The sequence below is a fragment of the Hyphococcus sp. D3-15 genome (genome assembly GCF_055809375.1).
The window spans coordinates 1,400,048-1,422,865 of the sequence record NZ_CM147910.1; the positions used below are offsets into that span (position 1 = coordinate 1,400,048).

Sequence of the window (22,818 nt, forward strand, 5' to 3'; positions counted from 1 at the left end):
AGGCTGCGCCTCCATTGGATTTCGCCGGCTTTACGTCTTGCGGTTCCGGCGCCGCCGCTTCGATCTCGGCTGGCGGACTGACCGGCGCCTCGGTCTCTTCGCTCGGGCTTAACTTTGTCGCGCTCATGACTTGGTCCTCAAAGCATCCGGAAAGGTGCGGTTGTTGGTTTGGCGCAGCTTAGTTTGAGACAATTTCGCCGCCATCGGTGACAATTTCGCCAGTCTTCAGGCCGATCGGAAATTTCGCGAGATATTCATTTGGCTTGCGTCCATCGTAGGTCACGCCGTCAATGAACTCAGACTGCGGCGGTTTGAAACCGTCCGTGCCGAATGGGAAATCCGATTTCTTCGCCTTGCCTTCGTCAATCAGCAACTGCGCGGCTTCGAGATAGACATCCGGGCGATAAACTTCTTTCGCCACATCCATATACCAGCTGTCCGGCTTGGTTTCCGGAATCTGCCCCCAGCGGCGCATTTGCGTCAGATACCAGATCGCGTCGGAATAGAACGGATAGGTGGCGTTGTAGCGGAAGAACACATTGAAATCCGGCACCGGGCGCTTGTCGCCTTTTTCATATTCGAATGTGCCGGTCATGGAGGCTGCGATGACTTCCGCATCGGCGCCGACATAATCGGAGCGCGACAGGATTTTCACCGCTTCTGCGCGATTGGCGTTGTCATTTTCATCAAGCCACATGGCGGCGCGGATCAGCGCTTTTACGACGGCTTTATGCGTGTTCGGATTTTCGTCGGCCCAGCTTTTGGACACGCCGAAGACTTTTTCCGGATTGTCTTTCCAGATTTCATAGTCGGTGATCACCGGAACGCCGACGCCTTTGAAGACCGCCTGCTGGTTCCAGGGCTCGCCGACGCAATATCCAAAGATAGTGCCCGCCTCGAGCGTCGCCGGCATTTGCGGCGGCGGCGTAACCGAAAGCAGCGCATCGGCTTTGATCTGACCGGTCGTGTCCCGCGTGCCGTAAAAGCCGGGGTGAATGCCGCCCGCCGCCAGCCAGTAGCGCAGCTCGTAATTATGTGTAGAGACGGGGAAAACCATGCCCATTTTAAAGGGTGTACCTTCATCCTTATAGGCTTCGACAACCGGCTTGAGCGCGTCCGCTTTAATCGGGTGAACCGGCCGGCCATCATCCTGCATCGGAATGTGGGGCTTCATCTGTTCCCAGACTTCGTTGGAAACGGTGATGCCATTGCCGTTAAGGTCCATGGAAAACGCAGTGACGATGTCGGCCTTGGTGCCGAATCCGATCGTTGCGCCGAGCGGCTGGCCCGCCAGCATATGGGCGCCGTCAAGTTCGCCATCGATCACCCTGTCCAGCAGAACCTTCCAGTTCGCCTGCGGCTCAAGGGTGACGTACAAGCCTTCATCTTCGAAATAGCCCTTCTCATAGGCAATGGCCAAAGGCGCCATATCGGTGAGCTTGATGAAGCCAAAGGTCAGCTCGTCTTTTTCGAGCTCGAGTTCTTGCGCCGCCAAAGGGGATGAAACGGCGGTTGCGGTTAGTCCGGAAACGCACAAAGCGGCGATTGCGACAAATCGGTTGAGTTTGCGAAAGTCTGCCATGTCTGAATGAGCTCCAAGTCTCGTGTGTGAACGGAACGATTGAGCGTAAGCGCGCGCACGCGCTGCGTGTGAAATTCGCCCAATCTTGTGGATGTATCTCTTTCGCCAGAGACTATGGCCTCGCAACCAATCAGGAATTTTGGCTGCGGCGCTGACCCTTCGCTGGGCCGACTTTGTGCTCTTCTTTGAGCAAGTTAAAAAAAACAGATCCGGCGTCTTCTGTCAACAAAAATATTGCAACGCACAAATCCTCAAGTCCTGGCGGCGAGTATAGATGGTTGTTCCGCACCCCGATTAAGGCTGCGATCCCAAAATGAACCCCGGCGATCTGCGAAAACCGCCCGCCTTCGTTTCAGAAAGACGGCGCAAGGGCGCCGCCGCCCGGCCTGCGGCGGAATATTTTCTTGAAAACCGCGAGGGCGACGGGCGCAAAACTGAACACGCCGCCCGATTGGCGTTATAGGGGGGTGGAGGGGCGCGAATATGATAACGGAAAATGACGCAAGGCGGGGGCGCCCTCAATCGCCGCCAGTGCAATGTCAGAACTGAGAAACATCGTGACGCCAGACTCAGCGCCACCGCGCGCATTGCATCAAACGATTGGATTGATTGCCGGGCCGGCTGCGGCCTTGCTCATCCTGCTGTTCTTCCGGCCTGAAGGGTTGTCGGAGGCGGGCGCGCGTACCGCGGCGGTCGCCGTGTTAATGGCGGTCTGGTGGGCGAGCGAAGCGGCGCCCGTGGCGGTGACCGCGTTCCTGCCCCTTGTCCTGTTTCCGACCCTTGGTGTTTCGCCTATCGCCGACACGGCGGTCTCTTATGCGCACCCGATAATTTATCTGTTTCTCGGCGGATTTATCATTGCGCTCGCTATTGAACGGTCGGGGCTGCACCGGCGCGTGGCGTTGAGCATTTTTCATCTGGTCGGGGTCAACGGCCGCTCGCTTGTGGGTGGTTTCATGTCCGCCGCTGCAATCATCAGCATGTGGATTTCAAACACTTCAACCACATTGATGCTTTTGCCGATCGCGGTGTCTGTTGTTGTGGTCATTCGAGAGACTATGCCGAAGCTGGACGGGAAAAGCCTGGCGAATTTCGAAACCTCAATGTTGCTGGGATTGGCCTATGGTTCAACGCTTGGGGGTGTTGCAACGCTAGTCGGCACACCGCCCAACGCATTCATGGCCGGCTTCATGGAGTCGACCTATAATGTTGAGATAGATTTTGCGCGCTGGATGATGGTCGGCGTGCCGATCAGTCTCGTCATGCTGCCCATCAGTTGGATGGTGCTTACAAAATTCATCTATCCGGTCAATTTTCTGGCATCCGATCAGGCGAAAGATCATATCAACACGCTGCAAAAGGAACTCGGCGCCGTATCGAAAGCGGAATTCCGAACGGGCCTCGTCTTTCTTGCGCTTGTTGGCGGCTGGCTGTTGCGCAAGCCGATTGCGTCGCTTACGGGTGCGGGTGAGATTTCAGATGCGGGCGTCGCTATCACGGCGGCGGTTACGGCCTTCCTGATCCCCAGCGGGAAAAAGCGCGAGGCGCTTGTCGTGTGGGAGGATACGCGTCGGCTCCCCTGGGGCGTGCTGATCCTGTTTGGCGGCGGTTTGGCCTTGGCGGGCGGATTGACTGCTTCAGGCCTTACGCAATGGCTGGGCCTTCAGCTTGCGCCGCTTGGTCTTGTTCACATCGCGATTTTGATCATCGCCGCTACGACGCTGGTGATATTTTTGACCGAACTCACCAGCAATCTGGCGACCACGGCGACGTTTTTGCCGGTGATGGCGGCGATCGCTGTCGAAACAGGGCAGGACCCGCTGGTCTTTGTCATTCCCGTCACGCTGGCGGCGAGTTGCGCCTTCATGCTGCCCGTTGCAACGCCGCCAAATGCGATTGTGTTCAGCTCCGGATATATCTCCATCCCGAAAATGATGCGCGCCGGCGTGGTGTTGAACCTGATCGGGGTTGCTGTGCTTTCCGCCGTCGCCTTGTTTCTCGCGCCGCGAATCTTTTAGGGGCCGCGATAAGCTGCGCGCGATTTTTTGCGCCATAAAAAAGGGTTTTGCATGATGGCCATGCAAAACCCTTTTCTCAAATAGGCGGGGGATGGGCTGACGCTAGATAGAATTGCGCCACTCATCGACACGGCGCTTGGCTTCTTCGCGCTCAATGCCGTAGCGTTCCTGAAGCTTGCCCATCAGTTTTTCCGTGTTGCCTTCGATTTCCGTCAGATCATCATCGGTAAGGTCGCCCCATTTTGCTTTTGCGGCGCCTTTTAGCTGGGACCATTTTCCTTCGATTTGATCGCTGTTCATTGAATTTCTCCTTGGTTGCTAGGCTCTGTAGATGAAACAGTGAAACGCATTGATCGTTCCTTGAGTGGCGGCATGTGTCCGGCTTTTCATCATTTGGCGCTTCGTTCGCCCGGTTGTTTCGTTGCCTGGCGCATGCTGAAAACGAAACAAGAAAGGGGCGCTGCAAGAGCGCCCCCTGGAACAAACAACTAAGTCTGTCGCGTCAGTTTAAACCGGCGGTCGGCCTCTGACCGCACGCGCCACCATGGCGAGAATAAACAACACGACGAAGATAAAGAACAAAATCTTTGCAATGCCCGCTGCGCCGGCGGCGATGCCGCCGAAACCAAAAATAGCTGCGACAATTGCAATCACAAAAAATGTAAGCGCCCAACCGAGCATGATATCCTCCTGTCTTTCCCGCCGCGCACGACAATCGCTGTCTTGCGCGGCTGCTATATAGGAAACACCGGGAAACCCGATTGGTTCCGAAAATCCGTCAGATTTTCAAATGGCGAAAATTCGGCTTTGACGGGCGAAACGTATCGGGATCGCCAATCAGTAATCCAATCGGCCGCAAAAAGGTTGAGTAGTCGCACACCGTTTTGAAGATCACGAGAACGGGAATCGAAATCACCGCGCCGGCCGGCCCCCACATCCATGTCCAGAAACTGATGTTCAAAATGACGGCGAGCGGACTGATGGTCAGTCGAACCCCGATCAAAGTGGGGGTGATGAAGTTGGACTCGATGAAGTTGAGAATGATGTATATGACCGGCGCCGTCGCCGCGCCTGCAAATGTGTCGAAATTGACCAGACCGGTGAGCGCCAGCAAAAAGGTCAGCGTAATCGGGCCGAGATAGGGCACAAAATTAAGCAGAGCCGCGAGACCCGCCCAAACCAGAGGCGAGGGCATGCCGATCGCCCACATGGCGATCCCGGTAGCGACGCCAAGGCCGATATTGATGATCAGCATCGTGAACATATAAGCGCCGACTTTTTCCTCAACGGCGCGCGTCATGCGTGCGGTCTGGCGCATGCCGGCGAGGTTCGACCGCAACAATATAAGCTTGCGCCGCAGATCTAATCGCGAGGCCAGGAAAAAATAGGTTAGCACCGCCGTAAACAGAATTTGCACGATGATATTGCGCGCAGACGAGAACAGCTTGGTGCTGAGCGTCGGCGCCTGGACGGAAACAACCTCTTCCGTTGTCTTGTCGCCAAGATCGGTGAGATCGTTCACCTGCTTTGAAACATCTTGTGCTTTGGTGACGGCTTCCTGCACCCCTGTGAGCTTGTCGCGCGCCTGATCGGCGACTTCCGGCAGCCTTTCGATCCACGCCGCGCCCGGTTGAATGGCGAGATAAAGCGCGCTGACGAACAAACCAAAAGCAAGGAACACCGCGATAAATGCGCGCAAGCCGCTTGGCACGGCGCGCCGGCGCAACCACTCCGTCGCCGGTGCAAGCAATATGCTCAACACGAATGCTGTCGTGATGGGAACCAATACCGGACGCGCAAACAGCAGGGCGGCGCATGTCGCCAAAATCGCCACGATTGTTGCACTGACTGCGGTGATGAAAAGCGCGCGCTCGGAAAACGCCATCGTGCTTTCCGGCTTCAGGAAGGCCCATGGCGGCGGAAATGCGCGGTCGGATTTACGCGCGCGCGAAGACGGCGAATGAGGGGAGGTCGGTTTGTCCAAAATTGTCGCCATGTTGCGCACCTCGGCTCATTACGGATTGATCTTGACCTCCCAAACCCCTGACAGTGGGGCTGGTTCCCGAATGAGCAAAAGCAACGCCCCGTATCGTGCGCGCTAGGCGTTGCCGATGGTGAGCAGAAAAAAGCCAATATAGGCGGCGGACATGACCAGGGCTGCGCCCAAGGCCAGCAAAACGCGGTTTCTGGCGCGGCGAAAACTTGTGGTGCGCGCAACCTCCGCGACGGCATTGGCGACATCTTCAGACAGGCTGTGGGCTGTATATTTCGACAATGCGATCCAAAGCCTGTTCGGACCGCTTTCCATCGCCACCATGGCTTCCGCATAGGCGCGTTCAAACGCGACGCCTGCTACGAATTCTTTGACGGCAGTGCGAAAGTTCCAGTGATGCCGCCTGACCAGATGTAGCGCCGGCGCCAAGAAGGGAAGCGTCTTTAAGATGTCGCGGGCGACAAACAAGACGAGCAAAAACGCCACAACAATCTGCAAGCCTGTCGCCGTCAGGTGGCCTTGCGTAAACATCAGATAGGCGGCGCCGATCAGGCCGGCCTTGATAAGCAGGCTCAGGCTGAAAGAAGCGAGCCGTTCGGCGATGACCTGTTGGATCTGCTTGTCCAGCTCCAGGATCGCGATATTGCGCGCGGTTTCAATTTCAGTCGGCAAGCGCTGTTCGATTTGCCGGTTCACTGCGCGCCGGCCGAGCAACGCCGCACCACCCAGTGAGACCGCCATGATGACCAGCCTAACGAGCATGATGCATATTGTTTCCCGTTTTCGCGCCGCTTGCTCGGCATATGGTTTCGATGATTGTGGTTGACAAGCCTTAACAGGCTTCGCCCTCAGGTAACAACGCCCGTTCTCGCGCGAAGGCGAGGCGAGCTGCTTGTCGCCGCGCTGGCGGCGGATGTCCGGCAAACCAGTTTGCCCAGGTTTGGTTCCTTTTGGCCCATGCATAGAGGGTGTTTCAGCGGGCAATCCCGCCAAGGGCGAAGGAACCACTCATACCGGCCCGTGTTGTATGGCGGGAAAGCCATGAAAATCATGGCCGAATTTTGCAGCAGCAATTGGAGGCGAATATGTCAGCACCAAGCCAAATGAAACAGGCTAATCTTCCCGAGTCTGAAACGAAGGAAGCCTATAGCGAGCTGGCTTCGGATTTTGCGAAGCTGCGTGAAGATTTGAGCACGCTGAAGAAAGATATGGCCGCTCTGTCCTCCGCCGGCGTCCGCGACGCAAAAGAGACCCTGGCGGACGGGCTTGCCAGCACCGAAGAGCAGGCGCGGGAGGCCGTGGAAGCGGCGACATCTGAATTGCAGGAAATTCAAAAGCAGGCTGAAAAAGCTGTGCGGAAAAAGCCGTTAACCGCAATCGCCAGCGCGCTTGCGATCGGGTATTTTCTCGCAGCTTCCAGAAAATAGATCATGTTTGTATCCACTATAAAAAAAGCCCATGACGTTGTGGGCGATGTGGCGACAGAGGCCGCCTTTGGCCTGGCGAGCATTTGCCTGGCATGCGGGGCGTTTTTGTTCGCCGTTGCGGGCGCCGCGATCTGGTTGTCCACAATCATGGCGATGCATTTCGCGCTGTTCATCGTCGCGGCGCTTACCGCGGGCTTCGCGGCCATCGTCTATTTTCTGGGGCGGCGCGATCACACGGCGGAGGTTTTGCCTGAGGCCAATGATGGCGCGGGCGCTTCGCCGCTTGCGGCGCTGACGAAATCCTTTTCATCCATGGGCGCGCCGCTGGATATTGTCGCATCGGGCTTGTTTGCGCGCCAGCTCAAGAAATCCCCGATCGCCACAATCGCCGCGACGGCGGCGATTGGCGCCATAGGGGCGTTGCTGGCGGATGCGGCGGTAGATGATGATTAGCGGCTTAAGCGGCCGCAATCGGCGCCAAAACGCGCAGCGCGGCAGGGGCGATGCGAATATCAACCGGTGAAGCCAGCTCCACGGCTTCGCCGTCAATGCTGACCGCCAGAATTCCGCTTTCACAGTCGATTTTGCAAGCCTTGCACGCGCTGAAGGCGATGAGTTCTGACTCCGCGATCTTTCCGGTTACCGCGTCAATGAGAACAGTCACAAAATCGATGGCGGAAGTGGAGTTCGCGACATAGCAGCCTAGCAATCCCTGATCGAGCAGCGTGCGCGTGGGTCGCAACTGATCCGCACCGTCATAAACGTTATTGGCGATCATGATCGTGTTGGTCTGAATTTGCCGGGTCTCGTCGTCGATGATTATTTTATAGCGTTCTTTATCGACGTGAACGAGCGTGCCGGCGATCTCCGCAACGCTCTCAAGGATTTCACCGACGCCGTCGGCTTCGCGCAAATGCTCGCGAGACTCAGCGACAGCGGTGTATGCGCCGAACACGATATTGTTCAAGAAAGCGTACTCGCCGATAAAGGCAATATCGATAAGGCGTTCTCTTGCAGTAGAAACTTGCGAAATAGCCGTCAGCAGATCCGCGTCATATCCAAGATCGCGCGCAAATGCGTTCATGGTGCCGCCGGGCAGGGGCGTCAGCGCAATATTGCTGCCCGCAAGCACGCCCGAAACGGCGGCGCAGGTTCCGTCGCCCCCCGCAAGGTAGATGCTTTCGATCGTGTTTGAGCTCAGGGCGGCGCGCGCTGCATCCACCAGCCGGGAAGGATCGCCACTGGCGATCTCAACCTCATAGGGGCCGGTGATGACCTGCGTTAACGCGTCAAGGCATTGGGCGGCGCCGATGGCGCTGAGGGCGCCAGAGCGTTCATTGATCAGAATCAAGCTTTTTTTCATGCGCAGGAAACCCCGGTTCTTTGCGAAAGTTCCTCGCGGTTCGCGGCTGTAAATATTTGAATAATCACGCCTTGGGCGGCGAACCTACCGATTTTTCATGTGTTTGTTTGTCATGAATGAGAGGGTTTCAAATATGGTTTTGAGTATAGTAACAGCCAGAGATGTGAAGCGATATGCTGAAAACTCCCTGCCGGAATCTCAGCGTCTTGATGTGGAATTGACGCTGCTTGACGATGACCGCGCCAGGGAGCTTGTTCTGGAAACGGCGAACCATGATGCAAATTCCTCCCCGTCATCGGCGATGAAGGGGGCGCTGGTTTCGGCGCTCGTGGTTTGCCGGAAGTGCATTGAGGATTACAATGCCATGCTGCGCATTGACGAGGGGCCGCCGGATCTCCTGAATTTCGCCAGAGAACGCGCTGCACAGCGTGAAGAGCTGATAACCGAAATAAGCGGCCTGCTCACAAGCGATGCGGCGCGCACCGCCCCGCCTCTGCGCGCGGGCAACGGCGAGGAAGCCATCGACTGCGCGCTTGCAGTTCGCCGGGTCCTAAAACGAGAATCAGAACTGGCGAAGGAGCTGCGTCTCGCTTTTTCCGTCACTCAGGCGCCGGTTTGGAAGGCGAAAACCGCCGGCTGGATCGCTCAGATCGACAATGACCTATTTCGCCTGACGCGGCTGGCGCAGGCATTTTGCTGAGCATTGCCTTACAAATTAGACATTTGAAGACGTTTTCGTCGCCCTTTGACGCTCGATTTCGCGAAGAATTTCCTGGGCGTTGCAACTAGCCCTTGCAACTCTATTGGAGTAACTTACTCCAAAATCAGGGCGTACAGCGCCAAATCAGCAAGAAATTTTCGAAAAGGGTCGTCAAAGTATGCCGGATTCTCAGAATTTGAAGCGCACAGAAAAGCTTCAACTGATGCTCGATGAAGAGGAGTTGAAGGCGATTGACGACTGGCGCTTTGAAAACCGCATGCCGACGCGCGCCGCGGCCATTCGTGAGCTTTTGAGGCGCGGCCTTATTTCCGACCCGCATTTTGAGGATCCCGATACAGAAGACGCGACGACAAGGGATTTTGGCGTTGTCGATGCAGACGTCAAAGCAGTCCTGGACCGCGAAAATGGCGAAAAAGCCTGATTTTCGCCTCGGCTAGAACCTAGCCACAAGCGTCAGGCCGCCTGGCTGCGCCAAATTTCGCCATAATTACCGCTAATTGGGGACACATACGCAACATACGTATGTTGTGTATCGCGCATGGCTTGACGCTATGCGGTTGTTTGCGTCGTTGACGGCGCAAACGCCGCCGCCGCGCCTTGTAGAAGCACAACCGCTTCACGCGAACAGGTAAGCCCCTGTCGATACATGTCTTCATGGTAATATGTACACGAATTACTTTGCTTTTTCATTGTTTCACCCGTAGATGGGTCAGTGCTCGCAGCAACACATAGGTGAAACAATGAGCACGACATTTACAGCAAACGAACTCAACGATGTTCTCCCGGCTTTGCAGCGATTTGCATTGTCGCTAACGCGAAACCAGGATGCAGCGCATGATCTTGTTCAAGACAGCATTGAGCGCGCGCTGCGGAAGTCGGAGTATTATGAGCCGGGTACGAACCTTCGCTCTTGGATGTTTACGCTTTGCAAGCGTTTATTCCTAAATCAAATTCGCAAACAAAAAACGCGCGGCGTAAGCGTCGAACTAAGTGATGCGCCACAGCAAAAACTTTCCGTCACTGCGCCGCAGGAAATGACGGTTGAATGCCAGGAAATGCTTGGCTGCTTTGAAAAGCTGCCCAAGCGCGACAAGATTGTTCTGTCGATGATTGTCGTAGAAGGCATGAAGTATGAAGAAGTTGCACAGCGTTTGAAGATCCCTGTTGGCACGGTGCGTTCGCGCCTGTCGCGCGCTCGTTCGCGCCTTAAAGATATGACAGAGTCCGGCGCTGAGCGCCTTGCAACGGCGTAACGCCGGTAGCATGAGAGGTGGCGGCTGATGAAGGTTCATTGGCTGCCAGGATTTTCCAGCGGAACGATTGTCGGCGATGCAATGTTCGTTGAGAAGCTAAGCAAAGGAGAATCGAAATGAATTCGAAGAATGGATTGATCGGACTGGTCGCGTTAATCGTCATTGTCGGCGGCGCTGTTGTGCTTTTCAACGAAGCAAATGAAGGCCCGCTGGAAAATGCTGCGGAAGATATCGATGACGCAGCAGATGACTTCGCCGACGGCGTAGAAGATATCGCCGACGACGCCAGCTGAATTTAAAGACAAGTTGAGTACGTAACGCGTCCGGCGCAGTGCCCGGCTTGTCCGGTCTCCGCCGGCGCGTTCGTGTGTGGTGCGGGTGTTATAGGGCTGCTATTAAATATGCAGCCAAGACAATGGCGCCCGCTGCCGCTACCCAGAAAATAGCACGTCCTTTTGGGTGCTTTTGGTCTTCTTCAAAGGGCGCTGATGTCGGGTGGCTTTTTTCGGCGGACCCGGAAATCTGGTCGTTTGGCGTTGCAAAAACAGACCGAAGCAGATTCTCCCGCAATTTGAGCTCTATCAACTCGCGGCGTTCGTCGGGGTTTTCCTCCAGCCAGGCTTCAACACGCATACGTTGCTCGGGCGTTAGCTCGTCATCGATATATGCGTGAAGATCCTGCTGCGATGGAGTTGCTTTGTCAGCTTTTCCCACGTCAGACCGCCCCTTTATTCTGCTAATTTGGCAAGTCCTGGACAAGACTACAACGCTCCCGCCGATTTGTCCCGCACCCAGCCAGCACTGTCATGGCGCGCGAAATCGGCTGTATTTACAGGGGAAAAGCTTCCCTTTTGCAGGGTGATGGTCTGCACGTTGATACGATTCATGTCTGCGGTGATCAAATTATAGGAAGGTTTTTCGTCGCGTGTTCGCGTTGAAGTGGCGGTTCCGGCCTGGATAATGACAATATTCCGGGAGCCTGCCGCAACCTCAATCGCGCCCGATTTGTGCACATGCCCGGTGAGAATTATATCGACCCGGTTTTTCGAAAATTCCTGCAAGGCTTCTTCGCCGCGCGTCACAATGCGCGCGCCGGCTTTTCCTGCGCCCTTGATAAAGGGATGATGCGCCGCGACGATTTTGATGGTCGAAGGTTCTGCATGGCCGAAATGACAGGCGGCATCGCGTATTTGGCGCCGGGACAATCGGCCATAAGACCAGTTAATATCCAGCGCTGCGCGCCGGGCGGAATTGAGGCCGGCGAGGGCGATGCGCCCGTCGGCGTAAACCGGATTCGTTGCGTTGGCGATGAACCGCTGAAACCGGCTATAGGGTGAAATGAAGCGGGCCCACAAATTTCGAACTGGCAAATCGTGATTGCCCGGAACGACGAACAAGGTCGCCTTTATCGCGGCCAGAAAATCACGCGCCTCTTCGAATTCTTTCTTCCTGCCTTCTTGCGTCAAATCTCCCGTGATGATCACAAATTCGGGATTGCGCTGCGCGAGATCGGCATGCAACGCGCTTACGGCGTCGGGCGACGCCGCGCCAAAGTGAAGGTCAGAAAGGTGGGCGATCTTGATCGCGGTATTCGTCATATGAGAGCAAACACGTCAGGACAGAAATAATTCATCCAGCGATATGCAGGCGCGATCCATATCGGTTTGCGCGGCCCGGCTACAGGCCGGGGCCCGGGTTCAGTTTTGACCCATCGGAAAATCGCGAGAACCGGAAACGCGACAGGTTGTGTTGCGGCGTGCGGCCTTCCACGAGATCGGCGACAACCTTACCCGCGCCCGGGCCGATGCCAAAGCCATGTCCGCTGAATCCCGTTGCGAGAAAGAGACCTTCACAGCTGGGAAGGGCATCCATCACCGGAACGACATCCGGCATGGCGTCAATCATGCCCGCCCATGTTTCGGCGAATTTCGATTTTGAAAGTTCCGGCAAGCGTTTGTCGAGATTGCTCCGCATAATCTCAAGCATCGCGCTGGACGGCGCAGGGTTTAGAACGCGGTTGGATTCAAATGGAGAAACTTCGTCAGCGCTCCAGCATTTGCGCGGAACCGCAGCTTGCGTGACGTCCCGGCCGAAACCCAGACGAATGTCGCCGGCATTTTTCACCGATGGCAGGAAACTGAAAAAATATCGAAAGCTGTTGGCGCCGAGAAGATGTTCGGTGATGGCGCTGGCGACAGTGTAGCCCCCATCTGCACGCCGCCTGACGTAGATGTCTTTGAGGCCGGCGGCGCCATCAAAAACATTGGGCGCGGTTTCGGTTCGGGCGACGGTCGCGCGCACCACAAGCTGCGGCAGCGAAACGCCCATATTTGCAAGAAACATGTTTGACCAGGCGCCGGTGGCGCAGACGACTGCGTTTGCGCGCACGGCGCCATGTTCGGTGATGACGCCTGTTGCGCGTCCGGCTTGAATGTCGATCGCGCGGACAGCGCAATTTTCGCGAATATGCCCGCCGCGCGCCCTGACGCCTCGTGCGATTGCAGGCACCGCGCGGAAAGGCTCCGCCCGCCCGTCGCTGGGTGTGATCATGGCGCCGCGCCATTGCCCTTTTGCGGCGGGGATGAGGTCTTTGATCCCTGCGGGCGACAATAGCTTGGTGTCGAGATCATGCTGTTTCGCCAGCTTGATCCAATCGTCAAAGAACGCGCAGTCCTCTTCGGTTTCCGCGAGTTCCACAATGCCGCGGCGAACGAAGCCGATTTCGTCTCCCAGTTCGTCGGTTAGCTCCTGCCAGCAGCGCAGGCTTTCAATAGCGACCGGAATTTCCGCCTCGTCGCGCCCATTGACGCGCACCCAGCCCCAATTGCGGCTCGATTGTTCGCCTGCGACACGGCCCTTGTCGCAAATCAGAACTGAATGTCCGCGCTTGACGAGATGCCAGGCTGTGCTGACGCCGATAACGCCGCCGCCGATGATCACGACATCGACCGCTTCGGGCAACTCATCCTGAAACTGTATCGGCGATTGGTCTGTATAGAGAAACATGAAAAGGGGCTCTAACGATCTTTGACGCGCGCGGCGACATAGCGCCGAATATCGAGGCTCTCATCTTCCATCGGCGCGTAATAGCCGTGGTCATGGGACATCGAACTGACGCCCTGTTGCACGCGTTCGCAAATCGCCCAGTCCTGTTTGTTGGTGATGTCCCAGAAATCGACTGCGTCGGACGGATCGAAATCGTCTCGCGCCATTTCTTCCGGGTCGAAAAGGAATCGCACTTCAATGCGCGTCCGGTCGGCGGCGAGCGGCCATAAAATAAACGCCGCGCCATGCTCGGCGCTCATAGACAATAGCAAATTCGGATAGATTAGCTCGCCTTTGTGGCGGACTTTTTCTGTCTCGCTCAGGCCGTCGAATGGTTTGCGATTCTGTGGTGCCGGAAAAAGTATAGGTCCATGCCCCCTCGCGATGGGGCACGCCATCGTCCCAGTCGAGATTCATGCCGCCATTAGACCGGAATACCGGCACGACGGCGCACAATTCCGGATGTACCCCGCCGCAATGATAACATTCATTGTAATTCTCGGCGATCAGCTTCCAGTTTGCGGCCACGTCATAGGTGATGGTCCGCGCCGTTTTCAGCCCCGAAAGCGGATAGTTGCCAAGCCGCCTCGGCGCTTCACCGATCTCCTCACCAAGCGTTCTGGAAATGATATCATTCCCGTCAGCATTGAGTTTCAGGAAAATAAAACCGCCCCAAACACCGACGCCCACAGAGCGCAGGCTGAATTCGCTTTTGTCAAAGCCCGGTTTGTCGGAAAGATGCGGCGCATTAATGAGAGCGCCATCAAGGCCATAGGTCCATTGATGATAGGGGCAGCGAATAAACTCCCCCATCACGCCGCCGCGCAAGGAAAGCCCCCATTTTGAATCGTCGCCGCATATGCGCGAGCCTCTATGGCGGCACACATTATAATGCGCGCGCAAGGAGCCGTCTTGAAGGCGTGCGACAATTACGCTCTCGCCCAAAAACTCGACGACAAGCGTAGAATTCGCCATTGCGACGTCTTCCTCGCGGCCGACACAAGTCCAGTTCGCAGAGAAGATGTCGATCTTCTCCCGTGACAGCACAGAAGCCTCCGTGTAGGAATCGCTGGGAAGCGATTCCTGCAAGTCGACGGGTGTTTGGGTGTCTGTCATCGCGATGCTTGCCCTAGTCTTAATACGGATCAACACCCAAATGTGGATCGGCGAACTTCAAATGTCCATATCACGGAAAAATTATGACAGCGCTTAAGTCTCGCTATGATGCGATCATTGTCGGGGCAGGGCATAACGGGTTAACCGCCGCCGGGTATCTTTCCCGCGCCGGTTGGTCGGTGCTAGCGCTCGAACGCCGCAGCATCGTCGGCGGCGCAGCCGTCACCGAAGAAGTCGCGCCGGGCTGCCGCGTTTCGTCTTGCTCCTATATTGCATCGATGCTGACGCCTGCGGTCATTCGCGATCTTGATCTCGCCAAATACGGATTGCGAATGGTTCCGTGCGACCCTGCGCTCAACATGCCGGTCTCTGACGGGCGGTTGTTGCGTCTTTGGGCCGATCCGCAGCGGACTTCCGATGAAATTCGCCGCTATTCCGCGCGCGATGCGCAAACCTATCTGCAAGTGGATGCGGAACTCAAAAAGCTGGCGCGCTATTTACAGCCGTTCTTTCTGGAGCCGCCCCCAAATCTGGCGGCGAAGGGGCTGGACCGGCTCTATGAGGTTGCGCGCCTGGCCAAGCGGTTCTGGAATCTCAGCGGTGCGGAGGCGGCGGCGATGGTTCGCTTCCTTACCGGATCGCTGGGCGAGTTTCTCGACAACCGATTTGAGGCGCCGGAAACCAAGCGGCTCATGCTCGGCAATAATGTCTATGGCAAGCATGGGGGGCCATATGATTCCGGGTCGATGCTTGGCCTGTTGTTTCACCTGCTGTCGGGGGGCGATGAAGGCATTCAAGGCTTCACCGGCCATGTCATTGGCGGCATGGGGTCCATCACCGGGGCGCTGGCGCAGTCGGCGCGGGACAAAGGCGCCGATATTCTGACCGACGCTGAAGTTGCGCGGATCATTGTCAAAGACGGCGCCGCTTGCGGCGTTGCGCTATCGGACGGACGTGAGTTTTCCGCGCCGGTTGTTCTGTCCAACGCCGATCCGAAGCGGACGTTTCTGGGACTGGTGGAGCAGCGCGATCTCGATGCCGAGTTTGCCGGCGACATATCCGCCATTCGCATGGACGGCCCCGCGGCAAAAGTGAATTTGGTGCTGTCGGAGCGGCCGCAAATTCTTGGGCTTCCCGACGATGCAACGCTGGCAGAGCGCGCCGTGCTGAGCATCATGGATGATCTGGAAGCTGTTCAGCGGCTTTATGACAAGGCGAAGTTCGGCGAGCTAAGCGACGATCTCTGGGTTGATTGCGTTATTCCGAGTGAAGTGGACGATACGCTCTGTCCGCCGGACCGGCATATGATGACCTGCTTTGTTCAATATGTGCCGTTTCATCTGCGCGAGGGGAACTGGAATGACAAGCGCGAAGCCTTTGGCGACCGCGTCGTTGAACTGATCAGCAGGCAAGCGCCGAATGTTGCAAGCAGCGTGATCGCGCGGAAGGTGTTGACGCCGCTCGACCTGCAGGAAGTATATGGCCTTACCGAAGGCAATATCTTTCATGGCGATCTGAATTTGGGCCAGTTGTTTTTCATGCGCCCTTCATCGCAATGGTCGCAATACGCAACGCCGGTGAAAGGCCTTTATCTTTGCGGCGCAGGCGCGCATCCGGGCGGCGGCGTCACGGGCGCGCCGGGGCGGAATGCGGCATTGGCGGTGTTGAAAAGCGCGCGGCGTTAGCGCGCTTTATGCATGCGCTGTAACGCCATTGCGGAAGCAGCGCCGCAGGCGCAAAGAAACATGATGAAGCCAAAATAGAATTTATAGCCCGCTTCGCCCGGATATGCGTCAAGCAACGCCCCGCCGACAAGTGGCATGAAAATATCGGGCGTAAAGCCCAGCATCGAAACCACGCCGGCGGCGGTGCCGGTTATTGCGATCGGTATGCCGCCTTCTTCAAGCAGCGCAAAGTAAATCCCGCGCAGGGCGAATATCGCCAGCGATGCGATGGCGATATTGACCAGCATGAAAGCGATCATGCCCGGGCTGCCGGGCATGATGATGAAGACTGCGAAGCTCGCAATCAGCACGAAGAAACACGCGACAACTGATTTTGAAATTCCGATCTTGTCGGCGATCAGACCGGCGGCGGTGGCCGCGACCGGCTTGAGCCAAACCTTTCCGGCGCCGATTGCGCCGGCGGCGACGGCGCTCATCATGAACACATCCGACGCATAGGGCGTGAAATAATACGCGCCCCAATACGCGCTGTAACCAGCGAGCACGACGACCGCGATCAGCCAGACCTGCGGCATTTTCAATACACGAAGAATGTCTTTCGGCGAAATAGAGTCCTCTGACGGCTCGCCGCGGCCCGGCGTGATCAGGAAGTAAGCGATGACTCCAAGCACAATATGCAGGATGGAGTATTGCACGATGATCGCGCCGAAGGCTTTGGCGTCGCCGCCCAGGCTGGCGAAGATGGCGAGGAAGATTGAATAGCAAGCCGCTTCGGAAACGCCGCGTCCGGCCTCTAGGAGTCCGAAGGCTTTGCCTTGCTCCGCGCCGCTCGCCCATTCGCGGGTCGCTTTGATCAGGGCGCCCCACATCATGCCGGTGACCGTGACGCCCCATAGCGCGTGAATTGCAATCGCGACCGGATAAGACGGGAAGGTAGAAAAGAAGAACCCCAACATCCCGGTGGAGACAAGCGACGCCCCGATCAGGATGCGAGGTTCAACCCGGTCGGCGATCCATCCGCCGGGAATATAGGCGATCATCGAGGTGAAACCGAAGGTCGCCATCAGCACGCTGGATTGCGAATGCGTCAGCCCGAGTGCGAGGCGCAGCGGCTCGTAATAGATTTCACGCAGAAAAGGGAGGAGATAGATGACAGTGCCGGATAGTCCAAGCACCGCCATGACCACATAACGGCTTACCAGCCCACGGGATTGCGACATCGTATCATCCTTCATCCCGGCGCTTTCTGGCCTGTTTTCTTCTTCTTCTGGATTTGATGGTCGTCCAAAATTGACACTGCTTCCGGCGATACGATTACTGCCGGTTCTATGAGTGTAAGGCGATATTGTCGGCGCCAGCAAGCGGGCGGCATCTATAGAGCCTCGTAATGCTGGCATTTCACCCGTGCCGGTGATCGCGGCAAAGACGAAAAGGCGCCTTTCTGACTCGGGGCGCCGCCAATACCATTATCGCGCGATGCTACATACATGTCCCACGCTATGGCGCGCATGCGGGCTACCCGTGATGCAAGCGTGGACAGTGTGATCCGGGCTGTGGTAGGCCATCGATTATGCCACGCCAACGCCTTTACCCGCTCGAAGACCTGGAAGACATTCCGGGCACCAAAGTCTTTACGGCGCGACGCAGCCGGGAAGGCTATTATCTTCACAAATTCTGCATGAGCCTGATGCAGGAAGAAAACCGCACGACATTCAAAGCGGACGAAAACGCCTATCTTGATCGTTTCGCGATGACCGAGGGCCAGAAGCAAGCGGTGCTGGATCGCGACTTCAACAAACTCATCGAGCTCGGCGGCAATATGTATTTCCTCGTCAAGATCGCTTCCACCGATGGCTGGAGCGCACAGAAAGCGGTTGGCTCCATGACCGGCATGACGCCGGAGGAATATGCGACCATGATGCGCGAAGGCGGGCGCAGCCCGGAAGGCATGCGTTCAATTCGGGAAGGCAATTAGAACTATGGCGCGAATTTCCGCCGGCATCGCCACCAGTCATGTTCCCGCCATCGGCGCCGCGATCGATCTCGGCAAGACCCAGGATGAATATTGGGCGCCGGTCTTTAAAGGCTACGAATTCGTCAAGGAATGGGTCAAAGACAACACGCCTGATGTTGTGATCCTCGCCTATAATGATCACGCCTCGGCGCTAATGCTGGATATTGTGCCGACCTTTGCGATTGGCTTTGCAGACACGTTTCAATCGGCGGATGAGGGGTGGGGGCGACGGCCTGTGCCACTAGTGCACAACCATATCGACCTTGCTGCGCATGTCGCCGAGCAGCTTGTCATCGACGAATTCGACATCACCATCATCAACGAAATGGATGTGGATCACGGGCTGACCGTGCCGCTCAGTCTGGTGTTTGGTCAGGTCGAAGAATGGCCTTGCAAAGTCATTCCGCTCGCGGTCAACGTCACGCAGTTTCCGACTCCGTCGGGAGAGCGTTGCTGGAAACTTGGCGAAGCGATCCGCAATGCCGTGAAGACATTTCCTGAAGATCTCGACGTGCAGGTCTGGGGCACGGGCGGCATGAGCCATCAGTTGCAGGGCACGCGCGCAGGTCTGATCAACAAGGAATTCGACAATCGCTTCCTTGACCTGCTGGCCCACGAGCCAGAGGAGCTCGCCACCTGGACGCGGCTTAAATATCTGCGCGAGGCGGGCACCGAAGGGATCGAACTGATCATGTGGCTGATCATGCGCGCATCGCTTGGCTATGGCGTTGATGAGTTGCACCGGTTTTATCGTGTGCCGGCCAGCAACACCGCGGTGGGGCATGTCGTTTACAAGTCGAAAACCTGACCGATAGGCGCGCTTCGTTCGGGCGTATCGCGCAGGCAAAAAAGAATGGGCCGGCGCCGCACTCTGGAATGCTAGCAAGCAATGACTTTAAAGCTCCGCTTCTAGCGCTTTGCGGCGGTTCCATGCTTCCTGCGACCAGGTCGCTTGAATATCGTAAAATTCTTCAACTGCTTTCACATCGGGCGAAAGGATCACCCAGGGTTGTTTGGTTGATGTGTAGATATGCACATCAGGCGGCAGCAAATCCGGATTATCCAATGAGCCGACGCGAATAAATCGGATTCGCTCTTTAAGCCCGCCCATATGATAATTGCTCCAGACGGCGACTTTGCAGTCGGGGCAACGGGCGATGGTTTGACCCCTGCCGCTTGGTGATTCAACTGGCGCGTCTTCCGGCTCGCCGGCTATCACCTCGACATCCGAAGCGACAAACAAGGCGTTCAACGCGAATGCAGTTCCGGTTTGTCGCTGGCACCACCGGCAATGACAGCAATGGACAATCAGCGGGTCGCCGCTGATCCGATATCGGATATTTCCACAGGTGCAGCCGCCTTCACTGCCTATCGCGTTGCTACTCATTGGTTTCCCCCTTGGCCTATTTCAGGCCGCCCGTTGCCTGGGGCGGCCCGCCTTGTCGGCGCGAGAACGGCGCGCGCCACATTAAAGGCTATTCTTCGGGAGTCAGCAAAGTTTTATTTGCGGCGTAAAAATGCGGGCAAGCGGCTTCTTTGCTTGGATGACTGGGTGCAAAAAATGCTGGCGCTGAATATTGGCGGTGAAATATCGGTTTAGAAAAAAAGACTTGTACTGATCGAATGAATTGTAAGCGGCCGGGCAATTGCGCCCGGCCGCTATTGTCACCCTACAAATCTTTGACAGCTTTGTGCTTGATCGATGGCCAGGTGCTTTCGGCTTTTCTGAGAATGCGCTTGGAGTCTTTTTTGTACTTCTCGAAGATTTGCGCATTCACAAAGAGATAAAGCTTGCCGTCGACAATATCCGCAAAATGCGGGTCGCCATCGAATTTCTTGCCGAGCGCGACGGCATAAGCGCAAAAGCCGCCATATTGCGGCGCGTAGCTCGCCGGCGCCGTCTTAAACTGACGGGCGGATTCCGCTGATGCAAAATAATAGGCAACGCCGTCATATACGACAGTGTGCGCCGCGTCGCCCTCGGCGACCGCGTTCAGTGTTGTCAGCGTCACCGGGTCGACGCCGTGAAGGCCGAGGGGCGCCCCGGCGGTGGTGACGCCGGCGGAGACATTGTGTTCGTCAGCGGCGTAGGCGGCGATTGGGCCGGCGAACGAAAGCGCGATGGCGGCGGCAAAAGTTTTAAGTGCATTGGTCATGGTTGGTTCCTTTGGTTGGGTTCAGGCCTTGGTGATGCGGGCTTCCTCAAAAGCGGCCTGGCGGTTTACGGGAAGCGTATGTCAGGCGAAAAAAGCTACGGAGCCTGCGAGTTGAGTGGGGAGGGGCGCCCGGCTGGCCTAGCTTGGGAGGGGAGCGCCAGCCGGGCGCCGGAAAGCCATCCGCGAAGGGCGGGGAAGGATGGCTTTTGGGGCTAGCGGCGGTGCGCGGCCTTGATGGCCTTGACCGTATTTTCCGTGTTGTCGACGGCGCTTGCGATCATCCGGAAATTGGTGAGCGACGCGTCATAGCCATTATAATGTTCGGTGATGGCGCCGGCGGTGGCGTCGGTGACGACCATCACTTCAAATCCGGCTTCGATGAGCTCGCGCATATGCGATTCCGTGCACAGATTTGACGACATGCCGGCGAGGATGACCTTGTTGACGCCAGCCTTGCGCAGTTGAAGCGCGAGATCGTTGCTGGCCGGCCCGTAGACTTTGTGCGGGCTGGTGACGACGGTTTTTCCGTTGTTGATGTATGGTTTGTACTGGTTGAGCCAGTCGGCGCCGGAGCCTTCAAACCCTTCGAGATTGAGCGCGTTTTTGCGATCGAACATGCCGATTTTATGCATTAGCGTTTCGAGCGTTCCTTCGAACTGCCATTGATGATCGTGTTCATAGTAATAGTGTGGGGATACGAAGAGCGGCATGCCGGTGTCGTTGGCGGCCTTGAACAGCGCACCAAGATTTTCGACCGTTCCATTTTCCGTGATGCTTTGTCCGACGACGCCCCAGGTGACTCCGTCAGGAGACAGAAAATCATTCTGCGGATCAGTAATGACGATCGCAGTGTCGCCTTGTGAGATTGTAAAGCCCGGCTCCGGCAAGCCGTCATTGAGCGGCGGCGTCTTGGCGGTTGCGGCGCGGGAGGGCTGATTATCGGCCATCGCCGGCGAAGCCATTGTCAGTGACGCGCCAGCGAGCGCAGCAAACGGCGCCAAATTCGCGAGGATCGTGAAAGCGAGCGCTGAGGCGCCTGCGCGTCGGCGGGTAAAATGACGAAGCGACTTTTCCATCTCTCCATCTCCTTTCCTTTGAGTTTGTTTCAACTGTCTGGAGCGGAAGCGCCTCCGCCCGGGCGGCCGATCAGAACATTAACCGACCGGTAAACGTTAAATATTGAAGGGTGACCGTTCTGTCAACGTGTTTTCGCGTAAAATTTTGAAGAAAGTTTGGGTTGGGTATGCTGGAAGTGCGTATCAATATGTAAATTCTAACAAAAATTCCCTCTCTCCAGTGTCGTCCTCTGGATGCAACCTAAACAGATATGTCAATGTTTTGGTGGCTTTTGGCGAATCCGCCCGCTGTCGTGCCCCTGGCCCTGTTTCGTATGGGCGGTACAGCTAACCGGTTCACATCGGATAAAAATGCCGGGAGGGGAGCGGGCGCACTCGGCGACTGCAACGCGTCCGAGTGTTACGCTTGCGCGCACTCTTCAGTCCTGGACGGGAACCCCAATATGCCCAGCATTGAGCACGAACAAATCGTCGCCATGATGAGCGAAGGCCTCGGCCTGGAAGAATTGTCCGTGGAAGAGCAACGCGCAGTCATGGAAGGTTCAGCGGATATGTTTCCGGTGGCGACGGATGTTCGCGTCAGTGAAGTCGATGCAGACGGGACGCCGGCGGATTGGGTCGCCGTCGATGAAAGCGAAGCCGATCATGTGGTGCTCTATTTTCATGGAGGCGCCTATGTGATGGGCTCACGGAACACCCATCGTGCTCTGTCTGGGCGTATCGCGCGAGCAGCAAAGGCGCGTGTGCTGCTGCCCGACTATCGGCTGGCGCCCGAACATCCCTTTCCCGCAGCGGTCGAAGACGCAGTGACGTGCTGGCGCTGGTTGCTTGCGCAAGGTTATGCGCCGCAGCACATGGCGGTCGCAGGCGATTCCTCAGGCGGCGGATTGGCGCTGGCCACGCTGCTTGCACTGAAGTCGGAAGGGTTGCCTCTGCCGGCCTGCGCAGTGGTGCTGTCACCCTGGACGGATCTTGAGGGAACCGGTCCGACTGCGGCGCCGGGGGCTGTGGATGATCCGATGCTGACCCCTGACGGTCTGCGGACAAGCGGCCGGCAATACGCCGCTGCAGATTTGCGCAATCCGTTGGCGGCGCCGTTGCATGGCGATTTACAGGGCCTGCCTCCCTTGTTGCTTCAAGTCGGGACCAGAGAGGTGCTTTTGTCCGACAGCACGCGCTTCGCCGACAAAGCGCGGGCCGCAGGCGTAGAGGTCACTCTCGAAATCGAGGAAGGCCTGATCCATGTCTGGCAAATGTTTCCGAATGTTCCGGAGGCGCAAAGCGCTGTCGAACGCATCGGCGCGTTTATTGAGCGCAACTGCGATGGTTAGGGCTTGTCGAGGCGCGCACAATTCAGCGACTTGCAGCA

25 protein-coding genes and 1 pseudogene are annotated in these 22,818 nt (G+C 56.9%); 12 read left to right on the top strand and 14 right to left on the bottom strand.

The window, feature by feature from the left end:
- Positions 1-178: 178 nt before the first annotated feature.
- The gene (locus AC0L8G_RS06915) at positions 179-1,582 is read right to left on the bottom strand and encodes a CmpA/NrtA family ABC transporter substrate-binding protein (protein ID WP_473387920.1); all 1,404 of its coding nucleotides are present in this window, start codon (positions 1,580-1,582) and stop codon (positions 179-181) included.
- Between the two features lie 557 nt (positions 1,583-2,139).
- Here AC0L8G_RS06915 and AC0L8G_RS06920 point away from each other — a divergent pair.
- Complete coding sequence (locus AC0L8G_RS06920) at positions 2,140-3,600, top strand: SLC13 family permease (RefSeq protein WP_473387922.1); 1,461 nt, start codon at positions 2,140-2,142, stop codon at positions 3,598-3,600.
- 102 nt (positions 3,601-3,702) lie between these two features.
- Here the strand turns inward: AC0L8G_RS06920 and AC0L8G_RS06925 are convergent, their stop codons facing one another.
- From AC0L8G_RS06925 to AC0L8G_RS06940, 4 genes are all read right to left on the bottom strand, one after another.
- Entirely contained in the window at positions 3,703-3,900 is a 198-nt protein-coding gene (locus AC0L8G_RS06925) for a CsbD family protein (RefSeq protein ID WP_473387924.1), read from the bottom strand.
- 207 nt (positions 3,901-4,107) lie between these two features.
- Positions 4,108-4,281 carry a DUF1328 domain-containing protein gene (locus AC0L8G_RS06930; protein WP_473387926.1) on the bottom strand — a complete coding sequence of 58 codons (174 nt, stop codon included), beginning with the start codon at positions 4,279-4,281 and terminating at the stop codon, positions 4,108-4,110.
- Between the two features lie 97 nt (positions 4,282-4,378).
- Entirely contained in the window at positions 4,379-5,596 is a 1,218-nt protein-coding gene (locus AC0L8G_RS06935; protein ID WP_473387928.1) for an AI-2E family transporter, read from the bottom strand.
- 102 nt (positions 5,597-5,698) lie between these two features.
- The gene (locus tag AC0L8G_RS06940; RefSeq protein WP_473387929.1) at positions 5,699-6,355 is read right to left on the bottom strand and encodes a hypothetical protein; all 657 of its coding nucleotides are present in this window, start codon (positions 6,353-6,355) and stop codon (positions 5,699-5,701) included.
- Positions 6,356-6,678: 323 nt separating this feature from the next.
- Between AC0L8G_RS06940 and AC0L8G_RS06945 the strand changes: the two genes are divergently transcribed.
- Together AC0L8G_RS06945 and AC0L8G_RS06950 are read left to right on the top strand one after the other, a co-directional pair.
- Complete coding sequence (locus tag AC0L8G_RS06945) at positions 6,679-7,020, top strand: ElaB/YgaM/YqjD family protein (RefSeq protein WP_473387931.1); 342 nt, start codon at positions 6,679-6,681, stop codon at positions 7,018-7,020.
- Between the two features lie 3 nt (positions 7,021-7,023).
- Complete coding sequence (locus tag AC0L8G_RS06950; RefSeq protein WP_473387933.1) at positions 7,024-7,473, top strand: hypothetical protein; 450 nt, start codon at positions 7,024-7,026, stop codon at positions 7,471-7,473.
- Positions 7,474-7,477: 4 nt separating this feature from the next.
- Here the strand turns inward: AC0L8G_RS06950 and AC0L8G_RS06955 are convergent, their stop codons facing one another.
- Positions 7,478-8,383: a diacylglycerol/lipid kinase family protein gene (locus tag AC0L8G_RS06955; protein ID WP_473387935.1), complete on the bottom strand. Its 906-nt coding sequence runs from the start codon at positions 8,381-8,383 to the stop codon at positions 7,478-7,480.
- 133 nt (positions 8,384-8,516) lie between these two features.
- Between AC0L8G_RS06955 and AC0L8G_RS06960 the strand changes: the two genes are divergently transcribed.
- The 4 genes from AC0L8G_RS06960 to AC0L8G_RS06975 all read left to right on the top strand — a co-directional run bounded on the left by AC0L8G_RS06960 (position 8,517) and on the right by AC0L8G_RS06975 (position 10,650).
- A complete protein-coding gene (locus AC0L8G_RS06960) occupies positions 8,517-9,083 on the top strand; it encodes a hypothetical protein (RefSeq protein ID WP_473387937.1) in 567 nt (188 codons plus the stop codon).
- Positions 9,084-9,261: 178 nt separating this feature from the next.
- Positions 9,262-9,525: a hypothetical protein gene (locus AC0L8G_RS06965; RefSeq protein WP_473387940.1), complete on the top strand. Its 264-nt coding sequence runs from the start codon at positions 9,262-9,264 to the stop codon at positions 9,523-9,525.
- A 319-nt stretch (positions 9,526-9,844) separates the two neighbouring features.
- The gene (locus AC0L8G_RS06970) at positions 9,845-10,357 is read left to right on the top strand and encodes an RNA polymerase sigma factor (RefSeq protein WP_473387941.1); all 513 of its coding nucleotides are present in this window, start codon (positions 9,845-9,847) and stop codon (positions 10,355-10,357) included.
- A gap of 116 nt (positions 10,358-10,473) precedes the next feature.
- The gene (locus AC0L8G_RS06975; protein ID WP_473387944.1) at positions 10,474-10,650 is read left to right on the top strand and encodes a hypothetical protein; all 177 of its coding nucleotides are present in this window, start codon (positions 10,474-10,476) and stop codon (positions 10,648-10,650) included.
- 88 nt (positions 10,651-10,738) lie between these two features.
- On the opposite strand, the gene AC0L8G_RS06980 is transcribed toward AC0L8G_RS06975, so the two are convergent.
- The 4 genes and pseudogenes from AC0L8G_RS06980 to AC0L8G_RS06995 form a co-directional block, all read right to left on the bottom strand.
- The gene (locus AC0L8G_RS06980) at positions 10,739-11,071 is read right to left on the bottom strand and encodes an anti-sigma factor family protein (protein ID WP_473387945.1); all 333 of its coding nucleotides are present in this window, start codon (positions 11,069-11,071) and stop codon (positions 10,739-10,741) included.
- 47 nt (positions 11,072-11,118) lie between these two features.
- On the bottom strand, positions 11,119-11,955 hold the full coding sequence (locus tag AC0L8G_RS06985) for a metallophosphoesterase family protein (protein ID WP_473387947.1): 837 nt from the start codon (positions 11,953-11,955) through the stop codon (positions 11,119-11,121).
- Positions 11,956-12,034: 79 nt separating this feature from the next.
- Positions 12,035-13,363 carry an NAD(P)/FAD-dependent oxidoreductase gene (locus AC0L8G_RS06990; RefSeq protein ID WP_473387948.1) on the bottom strand — a complete coding sequence of 443 codons (1,329 nt, stop codon included), beginning with the start codon at positions 13,361-13,363 and terminating at the stop codon, positions 12,035-12,037.
- Between the two features lie 11 nt (positions 13,364-13,374).
- Positions 13,375-14,518, bottom strand: a pseudogene (locus AC0L8G_RS06995) (aromatic ring-hydroxylating oxygenase subunit alpha).
- An 83-nt stretch (positions 14,519-14,601) separates the two neighbouring features.
- Between AC0L8G_RS06995 and AC0L8G_RS07000 the strand changes: the two are divergent.
- On the top strand, positions 14,602-16,203 hold the full coding sequence (locus AC0L8G_RS07000) for a phytoene desaturase family protein (protein ID WP_473387950.1): 1,602 nt from the start codon (positions 14,602-14,604) through the stop codon (positions 16,201-16,203).
- On the opposite strand, the gene AC0L8G_RS07005 is transcribed toward AC0L8G_RS07000, so the two are convergent.
- Complete coding sequence (locus tag AC0L8G_RS07005; protein WP_473387951.1) at positions 16,200-17,423, bottom strand: MFS transporter; 1,224 nt, start codon at positions 17,421-17,423, stop codon at positions 16,200-16,202. The genes AC0L8G_RS07000 and AC0L8G_RS07005 overlap by 4 nt on opposite strands.
- 350 nt (positions 17,424-17,773) lie before the next feature.
- Between AC0L8G_RS07005 and ligA the strand changes: the two genes are divergently transcribed.
- Together ligA and AC0L8G_RS07015 are read left to right on the top strand one after the other, a co-directional pair.
- Positions 17,774-18,178, top strand: a complete 405-nt coding sequence (ligA, locus tag AC0L8G_RS07010; protein ID WP_473387952.1) for a protocatechuate 4,5-dioxygenase subunit alpha — start codon at positions 17,774-17,776, stop codon at positions 18,176-18,178.
- A gap of 4 nt (positions 18,179-18,182) precedes the next feature.
- On the top strand, positions 18,183-19,025 hold the full coding sequence (locus AC0L8G_RS07015) for a class III extradiol dioxygenase subunit beta (RefSeq protein WP_473387954.1): 843 nt from the start codon (positions 18,183-18,185) through the stop codon (positions 19,023-19,025).
- A gap of 87 nt (positions 19,026-19,112) precedes the next feature.
- Here AC0L8G_RS07015 and AC0L8G_RS07020 read toward each other — a convergent pair whose 3' ends face one another.
- A complete protein-coding gene (locus AC0L8G_RS07020; RefSeq protein ID WP_473387955.1) occupies positions 19,113-19,604 on the bottom strand; it encodes a GFA family protein in 492 nt (163 codons plus the stop codon).
- Between AC0L8G_RS07020 and AC0L8G_RS07025 the strand changes: the two genes are divergently transcribed.
- Positions 19,509-19,817 (top strand): hypothetical protein, encoded by a 309-nt coding sequence (locus tag AC0L8G_RS07025; RefSeq protein WP_473388952.1) that lies wholly within the window; start codon positions 19,509-19,511, stop codon positions 19,815-19,817. The genes AC0L8G_RS07020 and AC0L8G_RS07025 overlap by 96 nt on opposite strands.
- Positions 19,818-19,887: 70 nt before the next feature.
- Here the strand turns inward: AC0L8G_RS07025 and AC0L8G_RS07030 are convergent, their stop codons facing one another.
- Both AC0L8G_RS07030 and AC0L8G_RS07035 read right to left on the bottom strand, forming a co-directional pair.
- Positions 19,888-20,373, bottom strand: a complete 486-nt coding sequence (locus AC0L8G_RS07030; RefSeq protein ID WP_473387957.1) for a YHS domain-containing (seleno)protein — start codon at positions 20,371-20,373, stop codon at positions 19,888-19,890.
- A gap of 212 nt (positions 20,374-20,585) precedes the next feature.
- Positions 20,586-21,320 carry a cysteine hydrolase family protein gene (locus AC0L8G_RS07035; RefSeq protein ID WP_473388826.1) on the bottom strand — a complete coding sequence of 245 codons (735 nt, stop codon included), beginning with the start codon at positions 21,318-21,320 and terminating at the stop codon, positions 20,586-20,588.
- 572 nt (positions 21,321-21,892) lie between these two features.
- Here AC0L8G_RS07035 and AC0L8G_RS07040 point away from each other — a divergent pair.
- Positions 21,893-22,780: an alpha/beta hydrolase gene (locus AC0L8G_RS07040; RefSeq protein WP_473387959.1), complete on the top strand. Its 888-nt coding sequence runs from the start codon at positions 21,893-21,895 to the stop codon at positions 22,778-22,780.
- The last annotated feature ends 38 nt before the right edge of the window (positions 22,781-22,818 follow it).

Coding starts and splice junctions, on each gene's coding strand:
- AC0L8G_RS07005 (WP_473387951.1), bottom strand. CDS start 17,423: ATGTCGCAATCCCGTGGGCTGGTAAGCCGTTATGTGGTCATGGCGGTG.
- AC0L8G_RS07030 (WP_473387957.1), bottom strand. CDS start 20,373: ATGACCAATGCACTTAAAACTTTTGCCGCCGCCATCGCGCTTTCGTTC.
- AC0L8G_RS06970 (WP_473387941.1), top strand. CDS start 9,845: ATGAGCACGACATTTACAGCAAACGAACTCAACGATGTTCTCCCGGCT.
- AC0L8G_RS06935 (WP_473387928.1), bottom strand. CDS start 5,596: ATGGCGACAATTTTGGACAAACCGACCTCCCCTCATTCGCCGTCTTCG.
- AC0L8G_RS06955 (WP_473387935.1), bottom strand. CDS start 8,383: ATGAAAAAAAGCTTGATTCTGATCAATGAACGCTCTGGCGCCCTCAGC.
- AC0L8G_RS07025 (WP_473388952.1), top strand. CDS start 19,509: ATGACAGCAATGGACAATCAGCGGGTCGCCGCTGATCCGATATCGGAT.
- AC0L8G_RS06945 (WP_473387931.1), top strand. CDS start 6,679: ATGTCAGCACCAAGCCAAATGAAACAGGCTAATCTTCCCGAGTCTGAA.
- AC0L8G_RS06990 (WP_473387948.1), bottom strand. CDS start 13,363: ATGTTTCTCTATACAGACCAATCGCCGATACAGTTTCAGGATGAGTTG.
- AC0L8G_RS06965 (WP_473387940.1), top strand. CDS start 9,262: ATGCCGGATTCTCAGAATTTGAAGCGCACAGAAAAGCTTCAACTGATG.
- AC0L8G_RS06975 (WP_473387944.1), top strand. CDS start 10,474: ATGAATTCGAAGAATGGATTGATCGGACTGGTCGCGTTAATCGTCATT.
- AC0L8G_RS07040 (WP_473387959.1), top strand. CDS start 21,893: ATGCCCAGCATTGAGCACGAACAAATCGTCGCCATGATGAGCGAAGGC.
- AC0L8G_RS06915 (WP_473387920.1), bottom strand. CDS start 1,582: ATGGCAGACTTTCGCAAACTCAACCGATTTGTCGCAATCGCCGCTTTG.
- ligA (WP_473387952.1), top strand. CDS start 17,774: ATGCCACGCCAACGCCTTTACCCGCTCGAAGACCTGGAAGACATTCCG.
- AC0L8G_RS06925 (WP_473387924.1), bottom strand. CDS start 3,900: ATGAACAGCGATCAAATCGAAGGAAAATGGTCCCAGCTAAAAGGCGCC.
- AC0L8G_RS07000 (WP_473387950.1), top strand. CDS start 14,602: ATGACAGCGCTTAAGTCTCGCTATGATGCGATCATTGTCGGGGCAGGG.
- AC0L8G_RS07015 (WP_473387954.1), top strand. CDS start 18,183: ATGGCGCGAATTTCCGCCGGCATCGCCACCAGTCATGTTCCCGCCATC.
- AC0L8G_RS06985 (WP_473387947.1), bottom strand. CDS start 11,955: ATGACGAATACCGCGATCAAGATCGCCCACCTTTCTGACCTTCACTTT.
- AC0L8G_RS07035 (WP_473388826.1), bottom strand. CDS start 21,320: ATGGCCGATAATCAGCCCTCCCGCGCCGCAACCGCCAAGACGCCGCCG.
- AC0L8G_RS06950 (WP_473387933.1), top strand. CDS start 7,024: ATGTTTGTATCCACTATAAAAAAAGCCCATGACGTTGTGGGCGATGTG.
- AC0L8G_RS06960 (WP_473387937.1), top strand. CDS start 8,517: ATGGTTTTGAGTATAGTAACAGCCAGAGATGTGAAGCGATATGCTGAA.
- AC0L8G_RS07020 (WP_473387955.1), bottom strand. CDS start 19,604: ATGAGTAGCAACGCGATAGGCAGTGAAGGCGGCTGCACCTGTGGAAAT.
- AC0L8G_RS06930 (WP_473387926.1), bottom strand. CDS start 4,281: ATGCTCGGTTGGGCGCTTACATTTTTTGTGATTGCAATTGTCGCAGCT.
- AC0L8G_RS06940 (WP_473387929.1), bottom strand. CDS start 6,355: ATGCTCGTTAGGCTGGTCATCATGGCGGTCTCACTGGGTGGTGCGGCG.